Annotated in this window: 27 protein-coding genes and 1 pseudogene; 17 read left to right on the top strand and 11 right to left on the bottom strand. The window is 48.3% G+C overall.

From position 1 onward, the window contains the following. The first annotated feature begins 631 nt into the window (after positions 1 to 631). Positions 632 to 814 (top strand): hypothetical protein, encoded by a 183-nt coding sequence (locus tag DCX48_02655; protein QXE13506.1) that lies wholly within the window; start codon positions 632 to 634, stop codon positions 812 to 814. Between the two features lie 129 nt (positions 815 to 943). On the opposite strand, the gene DCX48_02650 is transcribed toward DCX48_02655, so the two are convergent. The 6 genes from DCX48_02650 to DCX48_02625 form a co-directional block, all read right to left on the bottom strand. Then, positions 944 to 2,062 (bottom strand): NADH-dependent flavin oxidoreductase, encoded by a 1,119-nt coding sequence (locus DCX48_02650; GenBank protein ID QXE13505.1) that lies wholly within the window; start codon positions 2,060 to 2,062, stop codon positions 944 to 946. 12 nt (positions 2,063 to 2,074) lie between these two features. Continuing rightward, positions 2,075 to 2,968 (bottom strand): alpha/beta hydrolase, encoded by an 894-nt coding sequence (locus DCX48_02645; GenBank protein ID QXE17130.1) that lies wholly within the window; start codon positions 2,966 to 2,968, stop codon positions 2,075 to 2,077. A gap of 347 nt (positions 2,969 to 3,315) precedes the next feature. Next, a complete protein-coding gene (locus DCX48_02640) occupies positions 3,316 to 4,212 on the bottom strand; it encodes a LysR family transcriptional regulator (protein ID QXE13504.1) in 897 nt (298 codons plus the stop codon). A gap of 28 nt (positions 4,213 to 4,240) precedes the next feature. Continuing rightward, positions 4,241 to 5,161 (bottom strand): alpha/beta hydrolase, encoded by a 921-nt coding sequence (locus DCX48_02635; GenBank protein ID QXE13503.1) that lies wholly within the window; start codon positions 5,159 to 5,161, stop codon positions 4,241 to 4,243. A gap of 67 nt (positions 5,162 to 5,228) precedes the next feature. Then, the gene (locus DCX48_02630; protein ID QXE13502.1) at positions 5,229 to 5,828 is read right to left on the bottom strand and encodes a DUF1349 domain-containing protein; all 600 of its coding nucleotides are present in this window, start codon (positions 5,826 to 5,828) and stop codon (positions 5,229 to 5,231) included. Positions 5,829 to 5,845: 17 nt separating this feature from the next. After that, complete coding sequence (locus DCX48_02625) at positions 5,846 to 6,286, bottom strand: transcriptional regulator (protein QXE13501.1); 441 nt, start codon at positions 6,284 to 6,286, stop codon at positions 5,846 to 5,848. Positions 6,287 to 6,798: 512 nt separating this feature from the next. On the opposite strand from DCX48_02625, the pseudogene DCX48_02620 reads away from it, so the two are divergent. The 3 genes and pseudogenes from DCX48_02620 (at position 6,799) to DCX48_02610 (ending at position 8,048) form a co-directional block, all read left to right on the top strand. Beyond that, positions 6,799 to 6,963: pseudogene (locus DCX48_02620) on the top strand (SDR family oxidoreductase). 99 nt (positions 6,964 to 7,062) lie between these two features. Then, positions 7,063 to 7,506, top strand: a complete 444-nt coding sequence (locus DCX48_02615; protein ID QXE13500.1) for a nuclear transport factor 2 family protein — start codon at positions 7,063 to 7,065, stop codon at positions 7,504 to 7,506. A 179-nt stretch (positions 7,507 to 7,685) separates the two neighbouring features. Further along, on the top strand, positions 7,686 to 8,048 hold the full coding sequence (locus DCX48_02610; protein ID QXE13499.1) for a hypothetical protein: 363 nt from the start codon (positions 7,686 to 7,688) through the stop codon (positions 8,046 to 8,048). Between the two features lie 189 nt (positions 8,049 to 8,237). Here DCX48_02610 and DCX48_02605 read toward each other — a convergent pair whose 3' ends face one another. Then, positions 8,238 to 8,444: a hypothetical protein gene (locus tag DCX48_02605; GenBank protein QXE13498.1), complete on the bottom strand. Its 207-nt coding sequence runs from the start codon at positions 8,442 to 8,444 to the stop codon at positions 8,238 to 8,240. 189 nt (positions 8,445 to 8,633) lie between these two features. Here DCX48_02605 and DCX48_02600 point away from each other — a divergent pair, with 189 nt between their 5' ends. Continuing rightward, positions 8,634 to 8,921: a DUF2132 domain-containing protein gene (locus DCX48_02600; GenBank protein ID QXE13497.1), complete on the top strand. Its 288-nt coding sequence runs from the start codon at positions 8,634 to 8,636 to the stop codon at positions 8,919 to 8,921. A 5-nt stretch (positions 8,922 to 8,926) separates the two neighbouring features. Beyond that, positions 8,927 to 10,222: a glycoside hydrolase family 10 protein gene (locus DCX48_02595; protein QXE13496.1), complete on the top strand. Its 1,296-nt coding sequence runs from the start codon at positions 8,927 to 8,929 to the stop codon at positions 10,220 to 10,222. Between the two features lie 48 nt (positions 10,223 to 10,270). Here the strand turns inward: DCX48_02595 and DCX48_02590 are convergent, their stop codons facing one another. Next, complete coding sequence (locus DCX48_02590) at positions 10,271 to 10,606, bottom strand: type II toxin-antitoxin system RelE/ParE family toxin (GenBank protein ID QXE13495.1); 336 nt, start codon at positions 10,604 to 10,606, stop codon at positions 10,271 to 10,273. 30 nt (positions 10,607 to 10,636) lie between these two features. After that, on the bottom strand, positions 10,637 to 10,870 hold the full coding sequence (locus tag DCX48_02585; protein ID QXE13494.1) for a type II toxin-antitoxin system Phd/YefM family antitoxin: 234 nt from the start codon (positions 10,868 to 10,870) through the stop codon (positions 10,637 to 10,639). A gap of 412 nt (positions 10,871 to 11,282) precedes the next feature. Here DCX48_02585 and DCX48_02580 point away from each other — a divergent pair, with 412 nt between their 5' ends. Beyond that, positions 11,283 to 12,665: a diaminobutyrate--2-oxoglutarate transaminase gene (locus DCX48_02580; GenBank protein QXE17129.1), complete on the top strand. Its 1,383-nt coding sequence runs from the start codon at positions 11,283 to 11,285 to the stop codon at positions 12,663 to 12,665. Positions 12,666 to 12,683: 18 nt separating this feature from the next. Further along, positions 12,684 to 14,201, top strand: a complete 1,518-nt coding sequence (locus tag DCX48_02575; GenBank protein QXE17128.1) for an aspartate aminotransferase family protein — start codon at positions 12,684 to 12,686, stop codon at positions 14,199 to 14,201. A gap of 71 nt (positions 14,202 to 14,272) precedes the next feature. Here DCX48_02575 and pptA read toward each other — a convergent pair whose 3' ends face one another. Next, on the bottom strand, positions 14,273 to 14,503 hold the full coding sequence (gene pptA, locus DCX48_02570; GenBank protein ID QXE13493.1) for a tautomerase PptA: 231 nt from the start codon (positions 14,501 to 14,503) through the stop codon (positions 14,273 to 14,275). Positions 14,504 to 14,750: 247 nt separating this feature from the next. On the opposite strand from pptA, the gene DCX48_02565 reads away from it, so the two are divergent. The 9 genes from DCX48_02565 to DCX48_02525 all read left to right on the top strand — a co-directional run bounded on the left by DCX48_02565 (position 14,751) and on the right by DCX48_02525 (position 23,045). Further along, the gene (locus DCX48_02565; protein ID QXE13492.1) at positions 14,751 to 15,527 is read left to right on the top strand and encodes an MBL fold metallo-hydrolase; all 777 of its coding nucleotides are present in this window, start codon (positions 14,751 to 14,753) and stop codon (positions 15,525 to 15,527) included. Positions 15,528 to 15,570: 43 nt separating this feature from the next. After that, positions 15,571 to 16,533 (top strand): helix-turn-helix domain-containing protein, encoded by a 963-nt coding sequence (locus DCX48_02560; protein ID QXE13491.1) that lies wholly within the window; start codon positions 15,571 to 15,573, stop codon positions 16,531 to 16,533. Between the two features lie 202 nt (positions 16,534 to 16,735). Beyond that, complete coding sequence (locus DCX48_02555; GenBank protein ID QXE13490.1) at positions 16,736 to 17,560, top strand: mannosyl-3-phosphoglycerate phosphatase-related protein; 825 nt, start codon at positions 16,736 to 16,738, stop codon at positions 17,558 to 17,560. A 30-nt stretch (positions 17,561 to 17,590) separates the two neighbouring features. Beyond that, complete coding sequence (locus tag DCX48_02550) at positions 17,591 to 18,808, top strand: glycosyl transferase (GenBank protein ID QXE13489.1); 1,218 nt, start codon at positions 17,591 to 17,593, stop codon at positions 18,806 to 18,808. 296 nt (positions 18,809 to 19,104) lie between these two features. Then, positions 19,105 to 20,289, top strand: coding sequence for an aminotransferase class I/II-fold pyridoxal phosphate-dependent enzyme (locus DCX48_02545; protein ID QXE13488.1), 1,185 nt, complete (start codon positions 19,105 to 19,107; stop codon positions 20,287 to 20,289). 206 nt (positions 20,290 to 20,495) lie between these two features. Beyond that, positions 20,496 to 21,245: a bifunctional NADP-dependent 3-hydroxy acid dehydrogenase/3-hydroxypropionate dehydrogenase YdfG gene (ydfG, locus tag DCX48_02540; GenBank protein QXE13487.1), complete on the top strand. Its 750-nt coding sequence runs from the start codon at positions 20,496 to 20,498 to the stop codon at positions 21,243 to 21,245. Between the two features lie 274 nt (positions 21,246 to 21,519). After that, positions 21,520 to 21,870 (top strand): DUF1283 family protein, encoded by a 351-nt coding sequence (locus tag DCX48_02535; protein QXE13486.1) that lies wholly within the window; start codon positions 21,520 to 21,522, stop codon positions 21,868 to 21,870. Between the two features lie 152 nt (positions 21,871 to 22,022). Beyond that, a complete protein-coding gene (locus DCX48_02530; GenBank protein ID QXE13485.1) occupies positions 22,023 to 22,640 on the top strand; it encodes a hypothetical protein in 618 nt (205 codons plus the stop codon). 105 nt (positions 22,641 to 22,745) lie between these two features. Further along, on the top strand, positions 22,746 to 23,045 hold the full coding sequence (locus DCX48_02525) for a DUF1161 domain-containing protein (GenBank protein QXE13484.1): 300 nt from the start codon (positions 22,746 to 22,748) through the stop codon (positions 23,043 to 23,045). Positions 23,046 to 23,109: 64 nt separating this feature from the next. Here the strand turns inward: DCX48_02525 and DCX48_02520 are convergent, their stop codons facing one another. Beyond that, positions 23,110 to 24,582 (bottom strand): MFS transporter, encoded by a 1,473-nt coding sequence (locus DCX48_02520; protein QXE13483.1) that lies wholly within the window; start codon positions 24,580 to 24,582, stop codon positions 23,110 to 23,112. Between the last annotated feature and the right edge of the window lie 40 nt (positions 24,583 to 24,622).

Here is a 24,622-nt window from a genome sequence, read left to right as displayed (position 1 = left end):
CCTCTGATTGAGAGTTTACTCACTTAGTGGCGTGTCCACTATTGGTGGGTAAAATCAGACCAAACTTGCTACTACGGATTGAACTTATCCTCCGCTGGAAAAACCAACCAGCCTTGACAACGCTACCGCCCTCAGAGATATCAGTTCCGATTAAGTATTGATGTATCTGAATGTTAACAAAATTCATGAATAGCTCAAGAAGACAATCAGATAAACCCTAAAGCTTGATAGGCCTGACTATGCGATTATGGTGGGAAACGGTTCATGAACGGAAGAAAAGTAAGCGGCCAGAAAATGCTCATAAGAAGCGGATTCTCTGTTAGTTCGTGAAGTTATTTGAAAGTTAACTCTTCTTTCTATTAAAAATACTCATTCAAAGCAAAGAGATATGGCATCTGTTGTTTATGAATTGGATTCTCACTCAACATAAGTTAATAACCTGTGATGGTAAATAAGTTCATAAGCCACATCCACGTTGCGATAAATCAATACGTTAGTAATTTCTGACTTCCCTCCCGTTTCTTGCGTTAGGTACAGAGTACATTTTCTTCATAACCATAATTATTAGGAGATAAATTTGGTCTGATCATCACGACTGTTGAGGACGGATACGATCCCAGAAAAGGTGCGCATGTTCATGCTCACCCAGCTCAATATCAACCACCGACATCGGCTATGGGTGTTGATGGATACTTGGACCAGCCAGCTTCTGCTGTATCCCTTACAATATCTTGTAGATCATCTAGCGTTGCGTTCACCGGCTACAATATCCGGGCAGCGTGTCTGCCCAGATAAATATTTAGAAATGGAATAAACGAGAAATTTGTCGAAAACACATTTCCGGCGCCCACTCAATGCCCGTCAGAACCAGTATTTTAAGGGATTATAGGTCAGGTAAATGTGTTTCTTCATGGATGTGAAAGATGTCCCTGAAAGCCTGAGTTTACCGAACGTTAAACCACCCCGTAGTGTCTTCGATAATGCCCCACAGTTTTCGAGGGATAGCAAGTGACTCGACGTCGCAAGCTGCCACGTCGAGAGCGATCGGATCTGAAGATTCACCACTCGCAATCCGAACCCAGTCAGGATTCATAACTAGTCCCTGCCCGATTGCGGCAAGAGAAAGGCCCGCCGCAAGGGCGTCGTCGGCTTGCTCTGGTGTCCTGATCTGACCCGCAGCGATGAACGGTATGCGGCCGTCGAGATGGTCTCGAACGATTTCAATGATTTTAGGACCGTTCGGCCCGTCGACTGGCCGAGCTTCCAGCGCATTACCTAATGAAACATGAAGATAGTTGATACCAACATCTATCAAGTTATCAATGAGCTGAAGAGAGTCTTTTATTCGTAAGCCATCTTCATGTGATTCATCAAGAGTGATCCGATAACCGAGCAGAAAAGGACCAGTGGCATGTTCGGAAATAGTTTTACGCACTTCACTGGCAACGGCGAGTGGAAAGCGCATACGGTTATCAGGAGAACCACCCCAGCAATCGGTGCGTTGATTAAAATGTGGTGAGAAGAAATTCTGCAGTAAAAAGCCATGTGCGCCATGGAGTTCAACACCATCAAAACCAGCTTCAATAGCACGCCGAGTTGCTTCACCAAAGGCCTGAACGACCATGAGAACTTCCTCATTTTGAAGTTCACGAGGAGTGACGGAGGGAGCCGACGGACCGGCATCCCCGGGAACGGCGCTCGCAGCCACAATGTCAGAGACGAGATCGGGTCGGGTTTTGACACCTGCGTGGAAAACTTGCAGAATCGCCGGTGCCCCACCGCTTTTTGCTGCTGCAGCAAGCCGCTTTAAGCTGGGAATAAATTTGTCATCATAAGCAGCAAACTCACCGGTAAATCCAATGCCATTTTCCTGTACATGCGTGCAACCGGTAATGACCAGACCAATATCCTTCACACGTAAACGGTAATAAGCCTCTTCATCTTCAGACACCGTGCCGTCGTCGTTACCAGACCAGGTCGTCATCGGTGCCATGACAATACGGTTACGTAAAGTAATACCCTGACCCAGTGAGAGTTTTTCAAAAAGTGCAGCGTGTTTCATCGATGATTTTCCTTATACGAGATTTTTCTTGAAGAACGGGGCCAGCTTTTTAGCCGCGGTAGTTGCACCCTTGCCATCGTAGAGATCCATGTGCGTCGCACCCGGGATGATATAGAGTTCTTTTTGCTCTGAGGCAGCACTGGTATGCAGTTGCTGGCTATGCCAGAGTGACCCTGCTTTGCTACCGGCTATCATCAGGAGGGGTTGTGTGATGTAAATATCCGCGCCTTCAAATCCAGTAAAGGACGCCAGAGTGCTGATACTGGTCATTAACATCTGATTGGTTGATGTCGGGTATCTACCGCGGGCTGTCAAATAGTAATCAGCGGCTTCCTGAAGATCACGAGGTGCAGTAGTGTCCCCGATTTTAGGTACATAGTTGACATAGACGGGGGCTCCCCCCGCGGCTTCTGCCGAGCGCTGCTTAGCGACAGCGTCCAGAGTCTGAATAAGTTCAGACTCATTCGTATTACCCTCCCAGCCCTTCCGGGTTGCTGCACCCACATCTACCGCACTGACTGTTGCCAGCACTTTAATACGTCGTTCGGTCATGGCGGCTTTCACGGTAATACCACTACCCGCACAAACTCCCAGTGCGCCGATGCGTGCGGTATCAACATAAGGCAGCGTAGTCAGGTAATCGACAGCACTGTAGAAATCACCGACACGTTTCATAGGGTCATCAAGAAAACGAGGCAAACCGCCACTGGCCCCCTGATGTGACGCATCAAAGGCAAGCGTAACAAAGCCAGCTTCCGCCAACTTGAGTGCGTACAGACCCGCCGTCTGCTCTTTTACGCCTCCGCCGGGGTGTACCACGACGATTGCAGCATACTTTTGATCTTCGCTGAAACCTTTGGGAAGATAGATGTTACCCGACATCATAATCTCGTGATTCCTGAACATGACACTCTGGACGGTGACACCGTCAATATGGGTTGTCGTTCCGGAAACACTCGGCGTCGGGGGAAGTACTGCTGATGCCTTACCTGCCATCAAAAAGCCAGCTGAGACAACCGAGCTTTTCAGGATGAAATTTCGGCGGCTGAGCCCACCTGTTTTATTGCTCATTGCAAGACTCCTTCATTCATTCGATGACAGCGGCGAATAGTTCATTTGTCATTTCAGAAATCATCATACTTCCAATGATATTCAGAGATTAGATGCTTAATAGTGCATGAGCTTAGAAAGGTATTTTCTTAATAAAATCGAATCGATAAGATTCATGTAGACGGGGTATTTATGTGGGGAAGTTATACGCTGGGATATCGGAGAGCATCGAGTACCAGCATAAAGGCCCGCGAATGCTGCTTCCGGCTGGGATAGTAAAGATGATAAGCAGGCCGTGGAGGGCACCAGTCAGCAAGAACCTGAACCAGTTTGCCATTTTTTAGCTCGGCATCTACCGTGTCTTTTGGCAGGTATGCGAGACCCAGACTATCAAGAGCAGCCTGACGCATCATACTTATTGTGGCAAATGTCCCCTGCCCATCAACGCGAACTTTAATCTCATTACCCTCCTTATAAAACTCCCACGTATAAATGCTTCCCAGAGTTGGAAGTCGTAATTTGATGCAACTATGGTGGCTAAGATCACTGGGGATCACAGGAACCGCCTTCCTTTTAAGGTAAGAGGGAGAACCCACCACAGCAAAACTAAAGTTTTCCGCAAGCGGCAGGGAGATCATGTCCTTATCAACCTGCTCCCCGAGTCTCACACCTGCGTCATAACGTTCCGCAACGATATCTTTAAGCCCGTACTCACTAATAATCTCAATATTGATATCAGGATATTTCAGGAGCATGGGCGCGAGTTTAGGCCAGAGGAGGGTTTCAGCTGCATGCTCAACCGAGGTGATGCGTACCGTGCCTGCCGGTTTTTCACGCATCCCGCTGAGTGCAGCGATTTCATCTTCAATTTGATCGAAATGTGGCCCGATGCGACTGAGGAGACGTTCGCCAGCTTCGGTAACCGAGACACTGCGGGTTGAACGTGTCAGGAGGCGAATACCCAGATGTGCCTCCAGAGTTCTGATTGTGTAGCTTAACGCAGATTGTGAGACACCCAACTGTGCTGCTGCTTTGGTGAAACTCTGTTCACGCGCGACCGCGATAAAAGCCTGATAATCGTTAATATTCTTTCTGCGCATTGATAATCCCTCTTGATTAATCACAATCTTAAGAAGTACGTAACGCGGAATTCTGATGACGGCGTTGTGCGATCCGTACTATAGCGTCAGTAACGAGTGCATTTAGCTGATTCGGAATATCATGCCCCATGCCGTCAATAAGCATAAATTCAGCCTCTGGGATATTTATGGCAACGTCTTCACCATGTGAAGGAACGAACAGAGGGTCATCAGTACCGTGGACCACCAGTGTCGGAGCCGCTATCGTAGCGAGTAGTTTCCGCCTGTCGCCAGAAGCAACAAGAGCCGCCATTTGTCTTGTAAATCCTTCTGGGTTGAAACAACGTCTGAGTTCCTCCTTGAATTGACTGCGGTACCTCTCAGTATCAAAGGGATAGATCTTACCCGCTAACCGCTCAGCCAGCCGCAGGCGGTGATTAAGATATTCGGGTTCATTAAGGAAAGGATTGGGAGCTGGCTGCGTCATCAGAGCCATGACGTCCGACGTTGTCTGCGGCAACGAAGGGTTTCCGGAACTTGACATAATTATTGAGAGCGATAGCACCCTTTCAGGATGATGAGCGGCAATAATCTGGGCGATCATCCCTCCCATTGACCGGCCCACAAAATGCGCCGCTGTAATTGAAAGGGCATCCATCATACCGATTAAATCCCCCGCCATATCATCTAACGTGTAAGGAACGTCCGGTTGACGGTTTGCTGATATGGCTTTATTAACCTCTCCCATATTTGGAACAGGAGAGTCGTAGAAATGTGAGGAGCACCCTACATCGCGATGATCGAAACGAATAACGCGATAGCCTCTGCTTACAACGTTTTGACAAAATGCATCGGACCAACTGATCATCTGAGATCCAAGTCCAGCGACAAGGATGATAATTTCTGCCGATTCGTCGCCAAAACTCTCATAAGCAATATTGACACCTTTATTTCGTATATGACCGTACATAATAAACTCCATTACCTTTTAAGAAGGTTTCAACAGTGGACTTATGAACACCTGTATTGCTTGTTACCTATGAAAGGTCGTGAAGATCGCTATCGAGCGGAGTAGTCAATAATATTTCGGTAAACTCGGCGCTTAATCCCTTTCTTTTAGGAGAGCAGCACATCACGCCAATGAATCTTTTTCGTGTCCCGGGCCATGTACATAATCTCAGCAAGGGCCAATTTTTTCCGTCAATAGAATATTGGATGCGTATAACATCGCTTTTAGATGTTACCCGCATCCAAAAGTCGCCTGGATTTCCCGGAAAAAGTCCTGTCGACCAGTCAGAATTATTGTTAGTGACAACGCATCCGATAGATGGCTGTCCATCATTAAATTCTATTCCGGCCTTAATCCACGTTGTCTCAGTTCCTCCAATGAAAATCCCCGCTTGATCGTACAGGGCTCTGAAGTCCGCTTTGATTCTGACCTGAAAAGTGAAATCACTCTCAGTTTCTTTCCCGTACACATGTCCGGTGTAATGGCTGAAGTCATAGTAAGTATTTTCCCAAAAGTCAGTGTTAGCATCACTCACTATAACTATTCTGTCTTCGCTAACTTCTGAATATTCAGGGCGATTTATCCACGTATTTTGTTCAGGTTCTGACAATGCCATTACTTCCTCCATCTTGAGTTATATTTCCGCTAGTCTTTAGGCTGCACGATGTGGAACGGTCTGGTACCGATTTCAGCACCGGTAATACGGTCTATCGCTACGGGCCGCACTTCAAGTCCGGTTTCATCATCAAGGATCTGCATGAGTTCACCTTCACCGCGGTATTTTCGTCCCCATGCTTCATACATAAACAGCACAGGTAAAAAGTCCCGTCCCGACTCTGTCAGAACGTATTCCTCGCGTGGCGGATGTTCTGAATACAGCCTCTTTTGCAGAAGATTTTCCTGAGTCAGTGAGGCCAGCCGCTTGGTTAACATCGTCGGCACAATCCCCAGACTTTTACGGAATTGATCAAAACGGGTCATTCCAGCATGAGCATCCCTGAGTATCAGCACTGTCCATGCGTCCCCTAAAAAAACGAGGCTTCTTGCAATAGGACAAGATCCGGTTGAGAAATCTTTATTTTTCATAATATTCACTAAAATTAGGTTGGAACTTAATTGATTTTAAAACACATTTTCAAAGTTGACTTGTTGACTGAGGAAAACGCGAGTATCTACAACACCTTGTCGTCACTTCCTAAATGGTCAGCAGAGGTAATCAGTCAACCCTGAGTGTAATAAATCACATGTATGAAGCATCAACTATTTCCCCATTTTTCCCTTCACAACCTTCACGCAATACTGTAATCGCAGGCAGTTTTTTTAATAAACCAGGGGGTATACCCACCGCATTGCTAGCACGATGAGTATGAATCCTTTCTTACAATTTTATCAAAATCGCCGCAGCAACGCTCTTAACTGCTTATAAGACGTTAAATATTCAGTACATCTTAGACTTGAACAGACTTGACGCTTCACCACTTTCAAAGCCTGAGATGCCCAAGAATGCCGCTTTTCTTTGTTACTATCTTTTTTGTATTGACTGACTATCTAAACGATACTAACATCCATTTCGTCAACCGTCCAATATTGAGGAACGTGTAGACCAGTTAGTCAACGCCGCACTTATAGGTTTTGACCGCCAAGAACTGGTCACGATCCCTCCTGTTCCTGACATTGAGGAATGGAATTCATTTGAGCATGCAAGAATGCTTCTGGCCCAGGGTTTTAGCAACAGCCGTGCAGCAGCACGCTATAGAAACTGAAAACCTGCCATTTATTAAAATGGTAAATGTCAGCACTAGCACGACTCTATGATTTAAAAAAGAAGTCGTGCCTATAATAATAAGTGGAAGGAAACAGATATGAGTAAAGTAGAACAGAATGCCCAGCACAATATCCAACAAACTTCACCTAATGCAGCGGTTCAGTCTGGGCTTCAGGAGTGGCATCGCATCATCGCTGAAGCAGATTGGGAACGGCTGCCTGATTTACTTGCTGAAGATGTTGTTTTCAGTAACCCATCAACGTTCGACCCATACCACGGCAAGGGACCACTGATGGTTATTCTGCCAGCCGTCTTTAGCGTACTTGAAAACTTTCAGTATGCTAGACACTTTTCCAGCAAATCAGGTTATGTTTTAGAGTTCAACGCCAATATGGGTGACGAACTTCTCACCGGTGTCGATCTTATTGAATTTAATGATGCTGGTAAAATCACTGATTTAGTCGTAATGATGCGCCCTGCAAGCGTCGTAATAGACCTTTCCGCAGAAGTTGGAAAGCGTATCGCTGCAGCGCAAAGCTAAGTGGTCTATATAACCGCTAGCCTGACTGCTATAGCTCACTGTCTATAGCAGTATTCTTATTATATTAATCAGAAATCGGTAATCTAGAGGAGTGAATCAAAAAACGGCTGATCGCCAGAATAATTAAAGTGAAGAAAAACGCGGTCGATACTTAATAAGTACCATCTAACGGAGGAATTATGGCAACAATAACTATGGATAGCAGCAGCGTGTCAAGCAGCTCGAAAGCGAGCTCAGGAGGCAACGGTTCACAAATTGCTGCGATAACCAAACAGATCTCTCAATTGACGCAAAAGCTAAAAGAGTTAGGCTCCGACACGACTCTTGATGCTAAAGAAAAAAAAGCGATGCAGGATATTATTCAGGCACAAATTCAAATGCTGCAAGCACAGCTCGCACAAATTCAGCAACAGCAAACTCAGAAGGCTGCGGATAAAAATATCGTAGGCGTTGAGGAGGTATCGAAAGATAATCCCACTCCCAAAGTTGCTGAAGGCGTCAATAGTCCAACGGAAGATAATGCTATAGATGTTTATGTATAGCGTTTAATGATTAACTTTCCTCGGTAAACTATTGAAAGTAGAGTCCGAATTTTATATGTCAGACTCTACTTACTCATTCCACCCTACGATATGGTGGGGAAATATCTGAAAAAGTATTGGCTCATACCTCACTAAAAACTGCGGTGAGCCAGCAATTAAGGTCAGTTTTGGAATATGAGCTTGATTAAGTCATACAAGAGATATGATTTTTCTGGCTTTTTCAAAGTGATCCAGCTTCATCTCCATGATCCACCATTCGGCTACTTCCATGAGTAATTCCGGATCATCGTTCTTGTTGGCAAAAAAAGCATAAAATGATACGCCAACATTATCTCCTTTAGCTGCAATCTTGGCTTCACATACTCTCACTATCTTCGTCCGAATACTGGCTCTCATTATCTTTCCTTGATGATGGCTTAGGACGCTCATACTAGCACTTTGCTGATGTAATCCTGTGTATTCGTGCCAATATTGTCATATCGGCATGGCCGCACAACATTGCCGCACGCCCTGCTTTCTTGTACCCTTCCCTTGCTACAAGCCCAATTCTGCACATAACATCTGAAACTACCGGACTTTTACTACATGACAGCTCATATTTCTAAAGACCCTTTACATGGCGTAACGCTTGAAATGCAAGTCAATGCGCTGGTTGACCGTTTTGGCTGGGTTGAGCTGGGTAAACTGATCAACATCAATTGCTTTAAAAGCGATCCAAGCGTGAAATCCAGTTTAAAATTTCTGCGTCGGACGCCGTGGGCTCGCGCCGAAGTTGAAGCACTGTATCTTGATTCTCTGGATGATGCCGCTCCCGTAACACCAGATGATAGTGCCACTGACCCATGGGCTAATAGTCGCAAAAATAAGAGCTAACTAACGTGAAAAAGCCAGTCGTACTTATTGCCGCTGCGCTTCTACTCGCCAGTTGCGCCTCCAAACCGCCGAGTTCACTTGTCACTCCGCTTCCTCCTGTTAAACAGCCACATCCGGCCACATCTCAGCAGCATCAGGAACCGGTGCGCGGTGTCTGGCTGGCGACCGTTTCCCGCCTCGACTGGCCGCCGGTGACATCAGTCAATACCAACAGCCCTGCCATCCGCATTACTCAGCAGCAGGAAGCGTTGAAAGGCAAGCTGGATAAATTGAAAAGTCTCGGTATCAATACCGTATTTTTCCAGATTAAGCCTGATGGCACCGCACTCTGGCCCTCTAAAATATTGCCTTGGTCAGATATGATGACAGGCCATATTGGTGAGGATCCTGGTTACGATCCGCTCCAGTTCATGCTGGATGAAGCGCACAAACGCGGCATGAAAGTCCATGCCTGGTTTAATCCCTATCGCGTATCCGTCAACACCAAGTCAGGAACCGTTGCGGAGCTAAACCGCACGCTGTCGCAGAATCCGGCCAGCGTATTTGTGTTGCATCGTGACTGGATTCGCACGGCTGGCGATCGCTTTGTGCTCGACCCAGGAATTCCGGAAGCACGAAACTGGATCACCAGTATCGTGGCCGAAGTCGTTGCGCGTTACGCTATTGATGGGGTGCAGTTCGATGACTACTTCTATGCTGAATCACCCGGCTCCGTTCTTAACGATGGAGAGACCTTTAAAAAGTATGGTCAGGGATTTGGCTCAAAAGCTGACTGGCGGCGACACAATACACAACAGCTGATTGAGCAGGTTTCGCGCACCATCAAGCAGTTGAAACCTGAGGTTGAATTCGGTGTCAGCCCTGCTGGCGTATGGCGCAACCGGTCGCACGATGCAGCAGGTTCCGACACACGAGGCGCGGCTGCCTATGATGAAGCCTATGCCGATACCCGCCTGTGGGTTCAGCAAGGGCTACTGGATTACATCGCCCCGCAGCTTTACTGGCCCTTTGCGCGCGATGCGGCTCGCTACGATGTATTGGCAAAATGGTGGGCGGATGTGGTGAAGCCCACAAGCACGCGCCTCTATATTGGCGTTGCACTGTATAAAGTGGGTGAACCGTCAAAGAATGAACCAGACTGGATGATCAGTGGTGGCGTGCCAGAACTGAAGAAGCAGCTCGATTTGAACGAGTCTACTCCGCACATTGACGGCACGATTTTGTTCAGAGAAAACTATCTCAATCAGCCACAAACTCAGGAAGCGGTCAATTATCTCAGAAACCGCTGGAATCCAATTTAACGGGTTGCAGCGGCATCCAAAATCTCTGTACTGTCCCCTTGTGCCCAATCACGTCTGAATCAAGCGCTTAAATAACAATTGCTTGATATCTTGTCGGTGAGCAAGAAGAGCATGGACAGTAACTCGATTATTTTCGATTGAATAGAGAACTCTATATCCTCCCGAAGTATTATATTCCCTGTATTTCCCGCACCCAATTTTCAACAGTTCAGGACTGATCTGACAGCTCAAGGGAAATTGTCGGATTTTACTCTCAAATTGATCCAGAATTTCATTGATCACCGGGCCGGGTTCTACATCAACACGGCGAAGATGGCTGACAATATCACTGATACAGATTTTGACCGTCGAGGTATATTCTATTTCCACTCTCGGTTCTTTCATTTAGCTTCCCTTCCTGATGATATTGTCAGCTCAGAATTCCAACCCATCCAGTAATTGTTCCCTGCTGAACACTTTCCCTTCAGATTTGTCTTTTTCAGACAGCGTCAGAAGTTTAAGCAGTGCAATGGCATTTTCGCGTTCCTGCTGTTGATCATAGGATTCAATAACGTAGGCTGGGACGCCATTCTGAGTCACCAAAATTGGCTCAGCGAGGTCAAGCGTGGCTGCGTTTTTTTTGATATAGCTAATCGTTTCGATCTTCATAATTCCTTCCCCTCCACCATTTCAGTCTTAATTTAGTCTTTATATAGACTGATCGCAACGCATAAAGCAGCATCACATTCCCCCTAGCCTGCGGTTTCCATTCCGTTTTCTCTAGCTAAAAGTGCTGTTTACTCCGTTCATTACCACCTTTTTGGCTCAAAAACCCTGCGGCGGGAGGTTTTTTTTTGCTTATTTAATAAGCATGTAAGATGGTCATGGCATCATGATCAGCAATTAATTACTCAACACATTGATTTTTATGTGAAAAAATAAAGTTTTCGAAACGAAATAAATCATTGAGTCGGTGGCTGAAAAACCCTATATTGGCCGCGTTTTTCTTATAGTAGTTACGTATTTAATTCATTTATTCAACTGTGATTGCCAGCGTGCACACGGTTGTAGGAGAGATATGATGACGGATAAAGTCCGTATTGACAGTTTAGGTGCGAATTCATTAAACGGAAACAATGAAACCTATTTGGCAAGACAAGCTGAATTTGAATCGAACGTGAGGAGTTATCCACGCAAATTGCCTCTGGCCATTGCGAAAGCTGAAGGTGTGTGGATCACTGATGTTGAGAATAATCAATATCTTGATTGTCTGGCTGGTGCGGGTACGCTGGCGCTTGGACATAACCATCCTGACGTGCTGCAAAGCATCCAACGTGTCATTACTAGCGGCTTGCCGTTACATACCCTTGATCTGACAACGCCGTTGAAAGATCAGTTCTCCGAATATCTGCTTTCCTTATTGCCTGGTCAGGGCAAAGAGTACTGCCTCCAGTTTACCGGCCCTTCTGGTGCCGATGCAGTTGAAGCCGCGCTGAAACTGGCAAAAAAATACACTGGCCGTTCTGGTGTGATCAGCTTCTCGGGTGGCTACCACGGCATGACACACGGTGCGCTGTCGGTAACCGGTAATCTGTCACCGAAAGAAGCCGTCGACGGCATGATGCCTGAAGTCCAGTTTATGCCTTATCCGCATCAGTACCGCTGCCCGCTGGGCATTGGCGGTGACGCTGGCGTTAAAGCATTAACCTACTATTTTGAAAACCTGCTCAACGACGTTGAGAGTGGCGTACGCAAACCGGCAGCGGTCATTCTGGAAGCTGTTCAGGGTGAAGGCGGCGTGAACCCAGCACCGGCCGAGTGGTTGCAGCGCATCCGTAAAGTGACGCAGGAACACGGTATTCTGCTGATCATCGACGAAGTTCAGGCCGGTTTCGCACGTACTGGTAAATTCTTCGCCTTTGAACACGCAGGCATTGAGCCAGATATCATCGTGATGTCCAAAGCGGTCGGTGGCGGCTTGCCATTAGCCGTACTGGGTATCAAGAAGCAGTTCGATGCCTGGGCACCGGGTCACCATACCGGCACCTTCCGCGGTAACCAACTGGCAATGGCAACGGGCCTGACGACGCTGATGCACCTCAAAGACAATCAGGTGGCAGATAAAGTCGCTGAGCAAGGTGAATGGCTGAAGGCCAAACTGGCTGAGCTGCAAAAACGTTATCCGGTAATCGGCCACATTCGCGGTTTGGGGTTAATGATCGGGATTGAGATGGTTAAGCCTGGCGAAGCGCAGGATCACATGGGTTGCTATCCAGCCGACGGCGATCTGTCTGCGCTGTTACAGAAAAAATGTTTTGAATCAGGCCTGATTCTGGAGCGCGGTGGCCGTAATGGTTGCGTTCTGCGTCTGCTGCCTTCCCTGCTGATCAGCAATGCTGAATTGGAAATCTTCCTGGATAAATTTGAAAACGCCCTGCTGTCTGCTGGCGTGAAGCCAGTCTGAGTGGAGCGAATGACCACGATGTCCCAATTAGTGGAAAAAGAAGTAGTGGAAACAGAAGCAGTTGAAACAAAAATCAACCCGATTCTGGCTTCTTCTGCGCAGAGTATTGAAGCCTATCAGGAAGCGATAACTCAAAGTAGCCAAGCCGTTATGCAGTGGCTGCAACAGCCTGAGATGTATCAGGGGAAAACGGTTGCTGAACTGCGTGAACGCATCACGCTGGATTTTAATCCTCAGGGCCTGGGTAACCAGGTCGCTATCGAGCGTGCAATTGAGTACTTTTTGAAAGACAGCCTGTCGGTGCATCATCCACAGTGTGTCGCTCACCTGCATTGCCCGAGTCTGGTGGTCAGTCAGGCGGCTGAAGTCTTGATTAACGCCACCAACCAGAGCATGGACTCTTGGGATCAAAGCCCGTCAGCCACCATCATTGAGATGAAGCTGATTGAATGGCTGCGTACTCAAGTCGGCTATCAGTCTGGCGATGCTGGCGTATTCACCAGTGGCGGCACTCAGAGCAACCTGATGGGGCTGATGTTAGCGCGTGATGCCTTCTTCGCACGTCAGGGACATTCGATCCAGCAAGACGGATTAGTCGGTAACCTGAAGAAAATTAAAGTGTTCTGTTCTGAAAATGCCCATTTCTCGGTGCAAAAGAACATGGCTTTATTGGGGCTGGGTTATCAATGCGTCACGCTGGTGAAAACCGATCGCTTCGCGCGGATGGATCTCAACGATTTAGCTGAGAAAGTAGCGTTGGCCAAGGTTAACGGCGAGCAGATTCTGGCGATTGTCGCGACGGCGGGAACCACTGATGCAGGAGCAATCGATCCTCTGCGGGCGATTGCGACACTGGCAGCGGAACACCAGATTTGGGTGCACGTTGATGCAGCTTGGGGCGGTGCACTATTGCTGTCCGAGAAGTATCGCGATTATCTGGACGGTATTGAATTGGTGGATTCCATTACATTGGATTTCCACAAACAATTCTTCCAGACCATCAGCTGTGGCGCATTCTTGCTGAAAGAAGCTCGCCATTATGAGCTAATGCGCTATCAGGCGGCTTACCTGAACTCTGAGTTCGATGAAGCGCAGGGTGTGCCGAATCTGGTGTCGAAATCATTACAGACGACGCGTCGTTTTGATGCGCTGAAACTGTGGATGGGTCTGGAAGCGTTAGGCCAACAGCAGTACGCGGCGATCATCGATCATGGCGTCACGCTGGCGCAGCAGGTTGCCCAGTATGTGGATGAACACGCCTCGCTGGAATTAGTAATGCAGCCGCAGCTGGCAAGCGTTTTGTTCCGTTCTCGTCCACAACAGGTGGCAACAGCGGATAATGCAACGATTGCACTGCTTAACCAACGTATTGGCGATGCACTGCTGGAATCAGGACGTGCCAACGTCGGGGTAACTGAGTTTGATGGCGTTACCTGCCTGAAACTGACATTGCTGAACCCAACGGTGAGCCTGGATGATGTCAAAGTCCTGCTGGCTCTGGTTGAAAGCACTGCACAGCAACTGCTGACAGCGTAATCTCCCCTGCTCTACAGCAGCATAAAAGCCGGTAACACTCACAGTGTTATCGGCTTTTTATTACGTATTTTTTAATACGAATATCCCGGTTTTTTTGCCAACGTATCCAAATGCGGTTTGATGATCGGATCGTAAACCTCATCCTTCCAGCGCTCTGGCTGAATTTCGTTGAACGCGACAGAAAGCGAATCATTAGAAGAACCGAAATGCTTCTTCAGAACGGCAGCGAGATCTTCAGCGACGATTTTCTTCTCTTCTTCAGACAGGTTTCTTGGGAAGTGTTTGACATCAATATGGGGCATGGGATGGTCCTTTTCAGTGATGAAACAGCACGTTGGTTAAGATAGCCAGTTAGTTAAGATAGCTAGTGTGCATGAAGACAGCAATAGGATAGTCCCGCCCGATGATAAACAATCCGCTTATGACAAATTGGCCTAAACTCATCGAAGTGTGTCATTCAGGCCACTGTTAGCGATCTGCCAGATTCTTATACTGCTTCTGTTTGGCGCGTAACGGCGCTGCCAGTTAACCCAATATAGGAACAATAAGATGAAAATAACGCAGATTCGTAATGCGACATTACAACTGGAATTTGGTGGAAAAACGTTTCTGATTGACCCGATGTTGGCACCAAAAGCAACCTATCCTGGCTTCCCCGGAACAGCGAATGATCATCTGCGTAATCCCTTGGTCGAGCTTCCTTTACCTATGGCGACGATTCTGGACGTTGATGCCGTGATTGTGACGCATACACACCTTGACCATTGGGATGATGCAGCTATCAAGGCCATCCCGAAAACGATGCCAATTTTCAGCCAAAATGCGCAAGATGCTGACCTCATTCGACGCGCGGGATTTATATCGGTACGTGTACTGGGTGAGCAGATGGAATATGACGGAATAACGCTGATAAAAACGGCTGGTCAGCACGGTTCTGATGAAACCTACGCCAACCCACAACTGGCGGAACGACTCGGTGAAGTCTGCGGTATCGTCTTTCAACATGCTAATGAGAAGTCATTTTATCTGGCTGGTGATACCGTATGGAATCAGCATGTTATCGATGTACTGACGGATTATTCTCCCGATGTGGTCGCATTGAATATCGGTAATGCATTCATCCCCAGTTTCGGTTCGATTATCATGGGAAAAGAGGATGTTCGGCGTGTACATCAGCTTGTGCCTAACGCGGCGATAGTTGCCACACATATGGAAGCGGTGAATCATTGCCTCCTGAGCCGTGCTGAACTCCGTGACTATCTGCACGAAGAAAAGCTTCAGTCCATCGCGCACGTACCGAACGATGGTGAAAGCGTGCAATTCTAAACCGGATAATACCGGAACATATTGATCTTTAACGAGGGCTATTATGGCTGTATTAACCGTTGCAGTGGTTGTCTGCGAAAATTTTAGCCCGTTTCATTTATCTATACCGAGTATGGTTTTCAGCGACACGCTCTATGAAGAAAAACAGTTTGAACTTTTTTTCTGTGCAGAAAAACCGGGTACGGTTGCCTCTGAACACGGTTTTTCTATCAACGTTGAGCACGATTTTTCAGCGTTGGAAAAAGCTGATTTGATCGTGGTTCCCTACTGGAACCATCCAGATACGTGCCCTTCTACGCGACTTCTGGATGCATTACGTGTTGCAGAAGCACGCAAAGCACAGATCGCCGGATTATGCTTAGGCACCTATGTGCTGGCTTATGCTGGGTTGTTAGATGGCCGCCGCGCATCAACACACTGGGCGTTTGAGCAGGATTTTATCGCCCGCTTTCTTGATGTGCGATTGGACACCAATGCGCTCTATGTTGAAGATGAACATCTGATTACGTCTGCGGGCACGGTGGCAGCAATTGACTGCTGCCTTTATCTGGTGCGCCAGCATTGCGGCAGCGCTATCGCTAACCGTGCCGCTCGCCGCTTGGTTATTCCGCCTTATCGGGAAGGTGGGCAGGCCCAGTTTATTGAACATCCTGTGCCGGAGAATACACGGGATAGCAAAATCAATCAGTTGCTGGATTATCTGCGCAGCCATCTCCGCGCTCCCCACTCTTTGGATGCATTGGCGAGCCGCGTACAGATGAGTCGCAGAACATTTACCCGGCATTTCTTCCGTGCCACGGGCATGACGGTCAGCGACTGGTTAACGGCAGAACGGCTTCGCCATAGCCAGGTATTACTGGAATCGACATCCCATTCAATCGAAGCGATTGCGGATAGTGTGGGGTTTCAGTCAGTGGTGACATTTCGCCAGCAGTTTAAACAACGTTTTAGCGTTAACCCAACCGACTGGCGTAAAACGTTTCAGGATAAAAGTAGCGTTCGCTAATCCTCATTTTGCACAGAAAAGTAGCCAGATCATTATGCTATTGGTGAAGCTACAGATCGCCGCCTATCTTTAAAATGTGATTATGATCACATTCACCAATACTGCTAATACAAAACCTCACTGACAAACACACGCCCTTTCTGACTAACGTTAACCGTCCATCGTTACTCTCTGTTTATCCACGATAAAACATGGAGAACCTATGCAACCACGCAATACGAAGCTGATTATTTTCAGCGACCTCGATGGGTCATTGCTTGACCATGAGACCTACCGATGGGATGACGCGCAACCCTGGCTGACGCGGCTGACGAATGAAGCAATTCCGCTGATTATTACCACCAGTAAAACAGCGGCCGAAGTTGAGCCATTACGGCAGGCGCTTGGGCTGGATGATTATCCTTATATTGCTGAAAACGGCGCCATTGCGACACTGCCGCCGACATGGCGACCTCATCCTGACTACCCAAGGAAGAGGATGGGTTCAGGGTATTCCATTATCCGCACACAGCTAGAGCAACTGCGCGCATCCGGTTTTCGCTTCAAAGGCTTTGGTGATATGAGCGGTAAGGAAGTAGCAGAAGTCACAGGGTTAAGCGAGCAAGACGCCCGACTAGCGCAACAGCGTGAAGCCTCTGAACCGTTGCTTTGGCTGGATGATGCCAGCAGATTACCGCATTTTCGCCAATTATTGGCGGATATGGGTTTGGCGCTGACGCAAGGCGGTCGCTTCTATCACGTCATGAGCGCTCAAACGAGTAAGGGATTTACGGCTAACTGGATAAAAACACAGTGTATCGAGAAATACGATACTGACGTCAAAACCCTCGGCCTCGGCGATGGCCCGAACGATATCTCTCTTTTATGCACCGTAGACTGTGCTGTATTAATTAAAGGTATTGAAAATCAAATTGTTAGCCTCCCTGGGTCGTATGGCGGTGAACAATATTGCACAAAGAATTCAGGGCCTCGGGGCTGGAGCGAAGGACTGGATCACTTTATCAGCAACGGTCATTTCTTGGCATGAATGAGCCACAAGATGGTATGGGAGCACACGATGAGCGAATTTTATCAAGATGGCATCATTACCAATTTTCACAATCTCACTCAGAGACGTACGGAAGAGTTGGAGTATGAACTTCAGGTATTTTCCGGGCAAAACAGCATGGGACTGATTTTGCCATCGCTCTATTCTGAGCTGGAAGGTCCTGCGCTGAACCACATTATCGAGCAGCTATCCCAGGTTTCTTACCTTGGCGAAATTGTGATTGGGCTGGATCGCGCCGATCGGGAACAGTTTCTTTACGCTCGAGAATTTTTCTCTCGTCTACCGCAGCGGCATCGTATTTTGTGGAACGATGGCCCGCGACTGAAAGCACTCAGCGACGAGTTGGCAGAAAAATCGCTGGCACCGCGTGAACTCGGCAAAGGCAGAAATGTCTGGTTTTGCGTCGGCTACACGCTGGCATCGCGTCGCTCTGCCTGTGTCGCCTTACACGATTGTGACATTGTCACCTATGATCGTGCGATGTTGGCTCGCCTGCTCTATCCTGTGGCGAATCCGCACTTCAGTTACGACTTCTGCAAAGGCTATTACGCCCGCGTTGCTGAGGGAAAACTGAATGGCCGCGTGGGACGCCTACTGGTTTATCCGTTACTAAAATCGCTGCAAAAGGTCTACGGTAATTCCGACTATCTGGATTACATGCGCAGTTACCGTTATCCGCTTTCCGGCGAATTTGCGATGCGCACCGCAATCCTGAATAACCTGCGCATTCCAAGCGATTGGGGACTGGAGATTGGTGTGCTATCAGAGATCCATCGAGGAACAGCAACTCGCCGTATTTGTCAGGTAGACATTGCGGATCGCTACGACCATAAACATCAGCCGATGTCTGAAGACGATCCGAACGCAGGATTGCAGCGCATGGCGGCGGATATCACAAAAGCGCTGTATCGCAAGCTGGCCATTCTTGGTGTGAATATCACCACAGATTCTTTCCGTGTCCTGCGTGCGACCTACTATCGCACCGCTCTTGATATGATCGATGCCTTCGAACACGATGCCCGTATGAACGGCCTGAGTTTTGACCGCCATAAAGAAGAGTCGGCTGTGGAGTTGTTTTCCGATGTGATCACCTTTTCCGGCCATGCCTTCAGCGATAGTCCAGGTGATAAACCGTTTGTACCGAGCTGGAACCGCGTGCAGTCTGCTTTTCCCGATATTCTTGACCGGTTGTACGCTGCGGTAGAAGCCGACAATCAGGAAGCGTGACTCAATCGCTATCTCGTAGGGCAAGCGCATCATGATGCATCATTTTATGCGTCATGATGGATCTCTTGCATAAGTAACACCGATCCTTTGATTTAATCACCTGATGAATAAATCAATTTTTTTTACCTTTGATCGATACGCAATAAAGGTGAAATTTCCCGCCATACGGGAAAACTTGTCGTAAGAAAATATTATTTCATCTATTTGACAAGGTATTAGAGATCGAGCGATTGGGAAAACTGGCGCGCTTTATGCTTTAGCTCTCCTGTCATTATGTAACTAAGGAGAGTGTTTTGATGAATTTTTTAATCAATGAAAGCGACGTGTTAAACCCGAAACGCAGAGCATTATTAAAACTTTCTGGCGCCTTGCTGGGGACGGCTGCGGTAACCACAGGATTAAGTTCGCGAGTGTTTGCCGAGACACAGCCTGAGAGCGCAGCATTTACCGCACCGTCGGCCGATAACCCAATCCGTATTAACTTCAATGAGAATCCACTGGGGATGTCACCCAAGGCGCAAGCCGCCGCACGTGATGCGGTGGTGAAAGCCAACCGCTACGCAAAGAATGAAATTTTGATGCTTGGCAATAAACTGGCAGCGCATCATCAGGTGGAGGCCCCTTCCATTTTGCTGACGGCAGGCTCATCCGAGGGCATCCGGGCAGCGATTGAAGCCTACGCATCGTTGGATGCGCAACTGGTCATTCCTGAATTAACCTACGGTGACGGCGAGCACTTTGCCAAAATTGCCGGAATGAAAGTCACAAAAGTCAAAATGCTCGACAACTGGGCGTTCGATATTGAAGGGCTAAAAGCGGCCGTTGCGGGTTACAGTGGCCCTTCCATTGTTTATCTGGTCAATCCTAACAACCCAACGGGCACGATTACGCCTGCGGATTTAATCGAACCGTGGATTGCCAGCAAGCCTGCCAATACGATGTTTATCGTCGATGAAGCCTACGCCGAATTCGTCAATGACCCACGTTTTCGCTCTATTTCGCCGATGATTACTCAAGGCGCAGAAAATATTATTCTGCTCAAAACCTTTTCCAAAATACACGCGATGGCCGGTATGCGCGTTGGGTATGCCGTTGCGCATCCCACCGTGATTGCGTTGATGGGACGGTATGTCGCGGGTGAAAAAATTAACTTTAGCGGCGTGGATGCCGCACTGGCGTCCATGAACGACTCGGCATTTATTACCTACAGTAAAAAGAGTAATGATGTGTCGCGTCAAATCTTGTTGAAGGCGCTAGATGACCTGAAATTGCCGTACTTGCCGTCAGAAGGGAATTTTGTTTTCCATCAGTTGGTCGTTCCGCTCAAGGATTACCAAAAGCATATGGCAGACGCTGGCGTGCTGATCGGCCGTGCGTTTCCTCCGGCGGATAACTGGTGCCGTATCTCACTAGGCACACCGCAGGAAATGCAGTGGGTCGCGGATACCATGCGAGAATTCCGTAACAAGAACTGGATTTAATTATCCGTTATACCTGTCTTGTCGCACTGTTATGGCGCGATATCCGCCCCTCTTCCTGAGGGGCAATTATTCCTGAACCGTATCGTTGAAACCGGAGTAACGCTTGACCCACGGGGAATTGCGCGGCTAAATGATCTCATGCCTTTCATTATTTATATCGATATCAGGCACAAACAGAATATGAAAACGGTCAGGGAGAAAAAAGCATGATTATTTTTGTTACCGGTGCAACAGCTGGGTTTGGTGAGTCAATTACCCGTAAATTTATTAGCGCGGGCCATAAAGTGATCGCGACGGGCCGCCGTCAGGAACGTCTGGATGCGCTGAAGGCTGAGCTGGGCGATGCGTTATATCCGCTAAAATTAGACGTGCGCGATCGTCAGGCGATTGAGCAGGCCGTTGCCTCTCTGCCTGCCGAATGGCGGGCGATTGATGTGCTGGTGAATAACGCTGGACTGGCGCTAGGCCTGGAGCCTGCACATAAGGCATCGGTAGACGATTGGGAAAATATGATCGATACCAATAACAAAGGCTTGGTGTTTATGACGCGCGCGCTGCTACCTGACATGGTAGAGCGCAATATCGGTCATGTTATTAACATCGGTTCTACCGCAGGAAATTGGCCATACGCAGGCGGTAACGTATACGGTGCCAGCAAAGCGTTCGTGCAGCAGTTTAGCCTGGGATTACGCGCCGATCTGTCTGGCACCCGGATCCGTGTGACGAATATCGAACCGGGTCTGGTCGGTGGAACTGAGTTCTCAGCCGTGCGTTTCAAGGGTAACGACGACAAAGTCAGCAAAACCTACGACAACACGACACCGTTGACCGCTGAAGATGTGTCTGAAGCTGTTTTCTGGGTTGCTACCCTGCCAGCACACGTCAACATCAACACGCTGGAAATGATGCCAGTTAGCCAATCTTTTGCAGGGTTAAGCGTACATCGCGAAGGCTGATAATCGCCGACAGGACGAGAATTAAGGGTGTGAACGTGGTTTCATGCCCTTTTCTATGATGTCACAAACAGCATTTAACCCGATGTTGCACGGTTATAGTGCCGTTGAAGCGAAGGATGTATACTTATCTTTATAGGCAACCTTTCGTTTTGCACGAAGCGCGAAGGTTACAGGGAACGGCGGTCGCCTTTTGTTGTCTATCGCTTGCCGTGCGCTTGTTATCGTTTTACGGCATCGGCGTTTGTTTTTATCATTCGTTCTGTCAAGGTGAAACATGAACCACTACTCCTTTTCCTCTTTGATTCGGGCCTTCATCCCGCTTTCTCTGGTTATCGTTTCCGCTGCCTGGCAGCCTGCCGCACTGGCTGATACGCGCCATATCATTGTCGACTCTGGCGACAGCGCGTTGTCGAAAGAAGCGGCGCGTCAAAGCAAAGAGCAATGGGATTCAACCCGCTCGCTGCGTAATAAAGTTAATAACCGCGTTGAGAAAGAATTCGATAAAACTGAAAAATCCATTGATGGGCGTGAGAAGTGCAACGCGAGCTATAACGTCAATGCTTATTGGGAAAATACGACCGATCGCTGCCTCGATCGTCGTACAGGTCGTCCGGTTGCCCCATAATTCTTTACCCACGCCTTCTGGCGTGGGTTTCCCCTTTCCTCTTCGTATTGCAGCAAATTAATCTGCATTCGAGGATGACATCACCTTTAAATTCAACGATTAGCGCTACACCGCAGCAACACGCGTTTTTATCCAAAATGGAGTGCACCAGGATGAATATGGATTTAGCACGGTTATTTTCACGCCCTTTTCACATCAAGCTGTGGGGCCTGCTGATCATGTGCTTGTTGGTCAGTTCATGCGCAAGCACATACCCGAAAACGGACAACATCACGCATATCGCCAACAACAACGGGACGCTTATCGCTGAGTCCAATACCTACGTTTACACATTCCCCGACGCAAGAACGCAAAAGGAGTATCAGGACTATTACGCGTTTTATCGCGATTATAAAGACATCATTATTGGTGTGAGGGTCGACTTTTCTCTCCATAATGGCCAAGTCTATGCGAGCTATAAAAATATGATTGATACTCGCCGGTTGACCAAAGCGCAGGAACTCGATTTACGCGAGCTCTACGCGGCACAAATTCCCACGACGATGGGAAAAGGCGAAGTCACGTTTAGCGCGAAAGGCACATTCAGTAAGAAAGAAGGTTCGCTGGTCAGCCCGACAGACAATGGACGCTTGCCGCAGCCAATCCCCGTTGTAATCAATAGCAGCGATAACTCGGGTAAAGAAGTACTGCTTGCCCCTCTCATGATTCCGGCCGTTATCCTTTTCCCGCTGTTTATGATGTATGGCTGCGCCACCGGCCCCTGCGTCTAGAGTGTTTCCTGGCCATCATTGATGGTCTGATTTCGCCGCTTTTTCGCGTTATCCTCATCGTTTGATATACTCAAATAGACTTTTTTCAGAGAAAAGGATCAAAAGATGAAAAAAACCGTCATTTTTAGTGCCGCGTTATTCCTGGTTGCTCCATTGGCTGCACAGGCATCTTGCGAGAGCGTGAAAGCGGATATTACCCAGAAAATCATCGCCAATGGTGTGCCAGAATCCGGTTTTACGCTGGATATTGTACCGAACGATCAGGTGAATCAAGCCGGTGGTCAGGTGGTGGGTCACTGCGAGAGTGATTCACACAAGATTGTTTACACCCGTCATGCCGATGGTGAAGCTAATGCTGAAAGCGCACCTGCGCCAGCTGAAGGCCAGCCGACGACCACACCGTAAACCCTTCTCTATATGTTCAAAAGGCGCTTTCGCGCCTTTTCTTTTGCTGGTATTCCTGTCTGGTTTACGTCTGTCCTGGTCGCTGACTCGCGGGGATCATTCTGGCGGAAAGCAGCGTAATAGCCGCGATGAGTGCGGAAACGATAAATACGCCGTGGATTGACGAAGCGACTTGCGATGCCAGCGTATCGAGCTGATTTACGCTCAGTAAAATGCGCTTGGCTGGGTCCATGAGCGTCTGGAGAGGATCGCTCACTTCCGGTAATCGCCAGTGCAGATTGATATTCAGCGTGGCTCCAAGAATTGCCGTTCCCAGCGCGGAACCCAACATTCGGGTAAACATCGCGGAGGCGGTCGCAATGCCACGAATGGAGTAGTCCACCGAATTTTGTATCGATACCAGAAACGTGGTGCTGCTCAGCCCCATCCCTGAACCGATCAAAAATGCGGCTAGCCGCGCCCACATAAGATTGCTGTCCGGTTGAACCGTTAATAATGTCAGACTGCCGATAATCAGTACAATACCGCCGCACATCGCCGTAAACCGGTAAGATGTCCACAGCATTAACCGTCCGCTCAGCGTGCTGGCCAGCGGCCAGCCAATCGACATCATCGCCAATATACTGCCCGCTTCCAATGGAGTTTTACCCATCACGCCCTGAATAAACGTCGGCAAAAAGGCGCTCACGCCCATCATAGCGGCCCCGACGACTAATCCGCCGAGATTGCCGGCGATAATGACTCGGTTGCGCCACAGCGCCAGCGGAAACAGCGGTTCCTGCGTACGTTTTTCCTGTCGAACCAGCAGAATGCCGCCCACGACGGAGAGCGCAAGCAGAGGAATCACCCAGTAGCCAAATACCTCAGCTTGTAGCAGTGCCATCAGCAAGCTGGCAACGGACACAACCAGATAGAACGCGCCCGTCCAGTCCAACTGATGCTGACGAACGACATTGATCGTCGGCAGATAACGAGCCAGCAGGAAGATAGAGAATAGCCCAATCGGCACATTGACCCAGAACACCAGTGCCCAGTTGAAGTGTTGCACAATGAACGCCCCGAGCAACGGGCCAATAATGGCGGAAAAGCCCCACACGCTGGATAAATAGCCCTGTATTTTCGGGCGTTCGGTTGAGCTGTACACATCGGCAACAATGGTGAATGCAATCGGTGTAATCGCCCCTGCGCCCAGCCCCTGCAAGGTACGGAAGACAATCAACCAGCCCATCTGCGTCGAAAACCCGCACAGAATCGACCCCAGCAGGAACACAATCATGCCGAAGAAGAAAATCTTTTTACGACCATACAGATCGGCCAATCGGCCATAAATCGGAATGCTGATCGACTGCGTCAACAAATAACCTGCAAAGACCCAACCTAGTAGGGAAAATCCACCTAAATCCGCGATGATAGTGGGAAGCGCTGTCGCGACAATTGTCACTTCAATCGCTGCCGTGAACATGGCTAACATACAGGCAATTAAGATCCAATGGCGATGTGGGACAGGTGTTTGTTTCTGGTTATTCTCTGTTTTCATTATATTTTCAAGATAAGAAGAAAAACTGCCTGTGAGTATA

Origin of the sequence: Pectobacterium atrosepticum (assembly GCA_019056595.1) — a bacterium.
Taxonomy (GTDB): domain Bacteria; phylum Pseudomonadota; class Gammaproteobacteria; order Enterobacterales; family Enterobacteriaceae; genus Pectobacterium; species Pectobacterium atrosepticum.
Note: the sequence above shows the minus strand (reverse complement) of the source record. Positions and strands in the feature narration are given on the sequence as shown.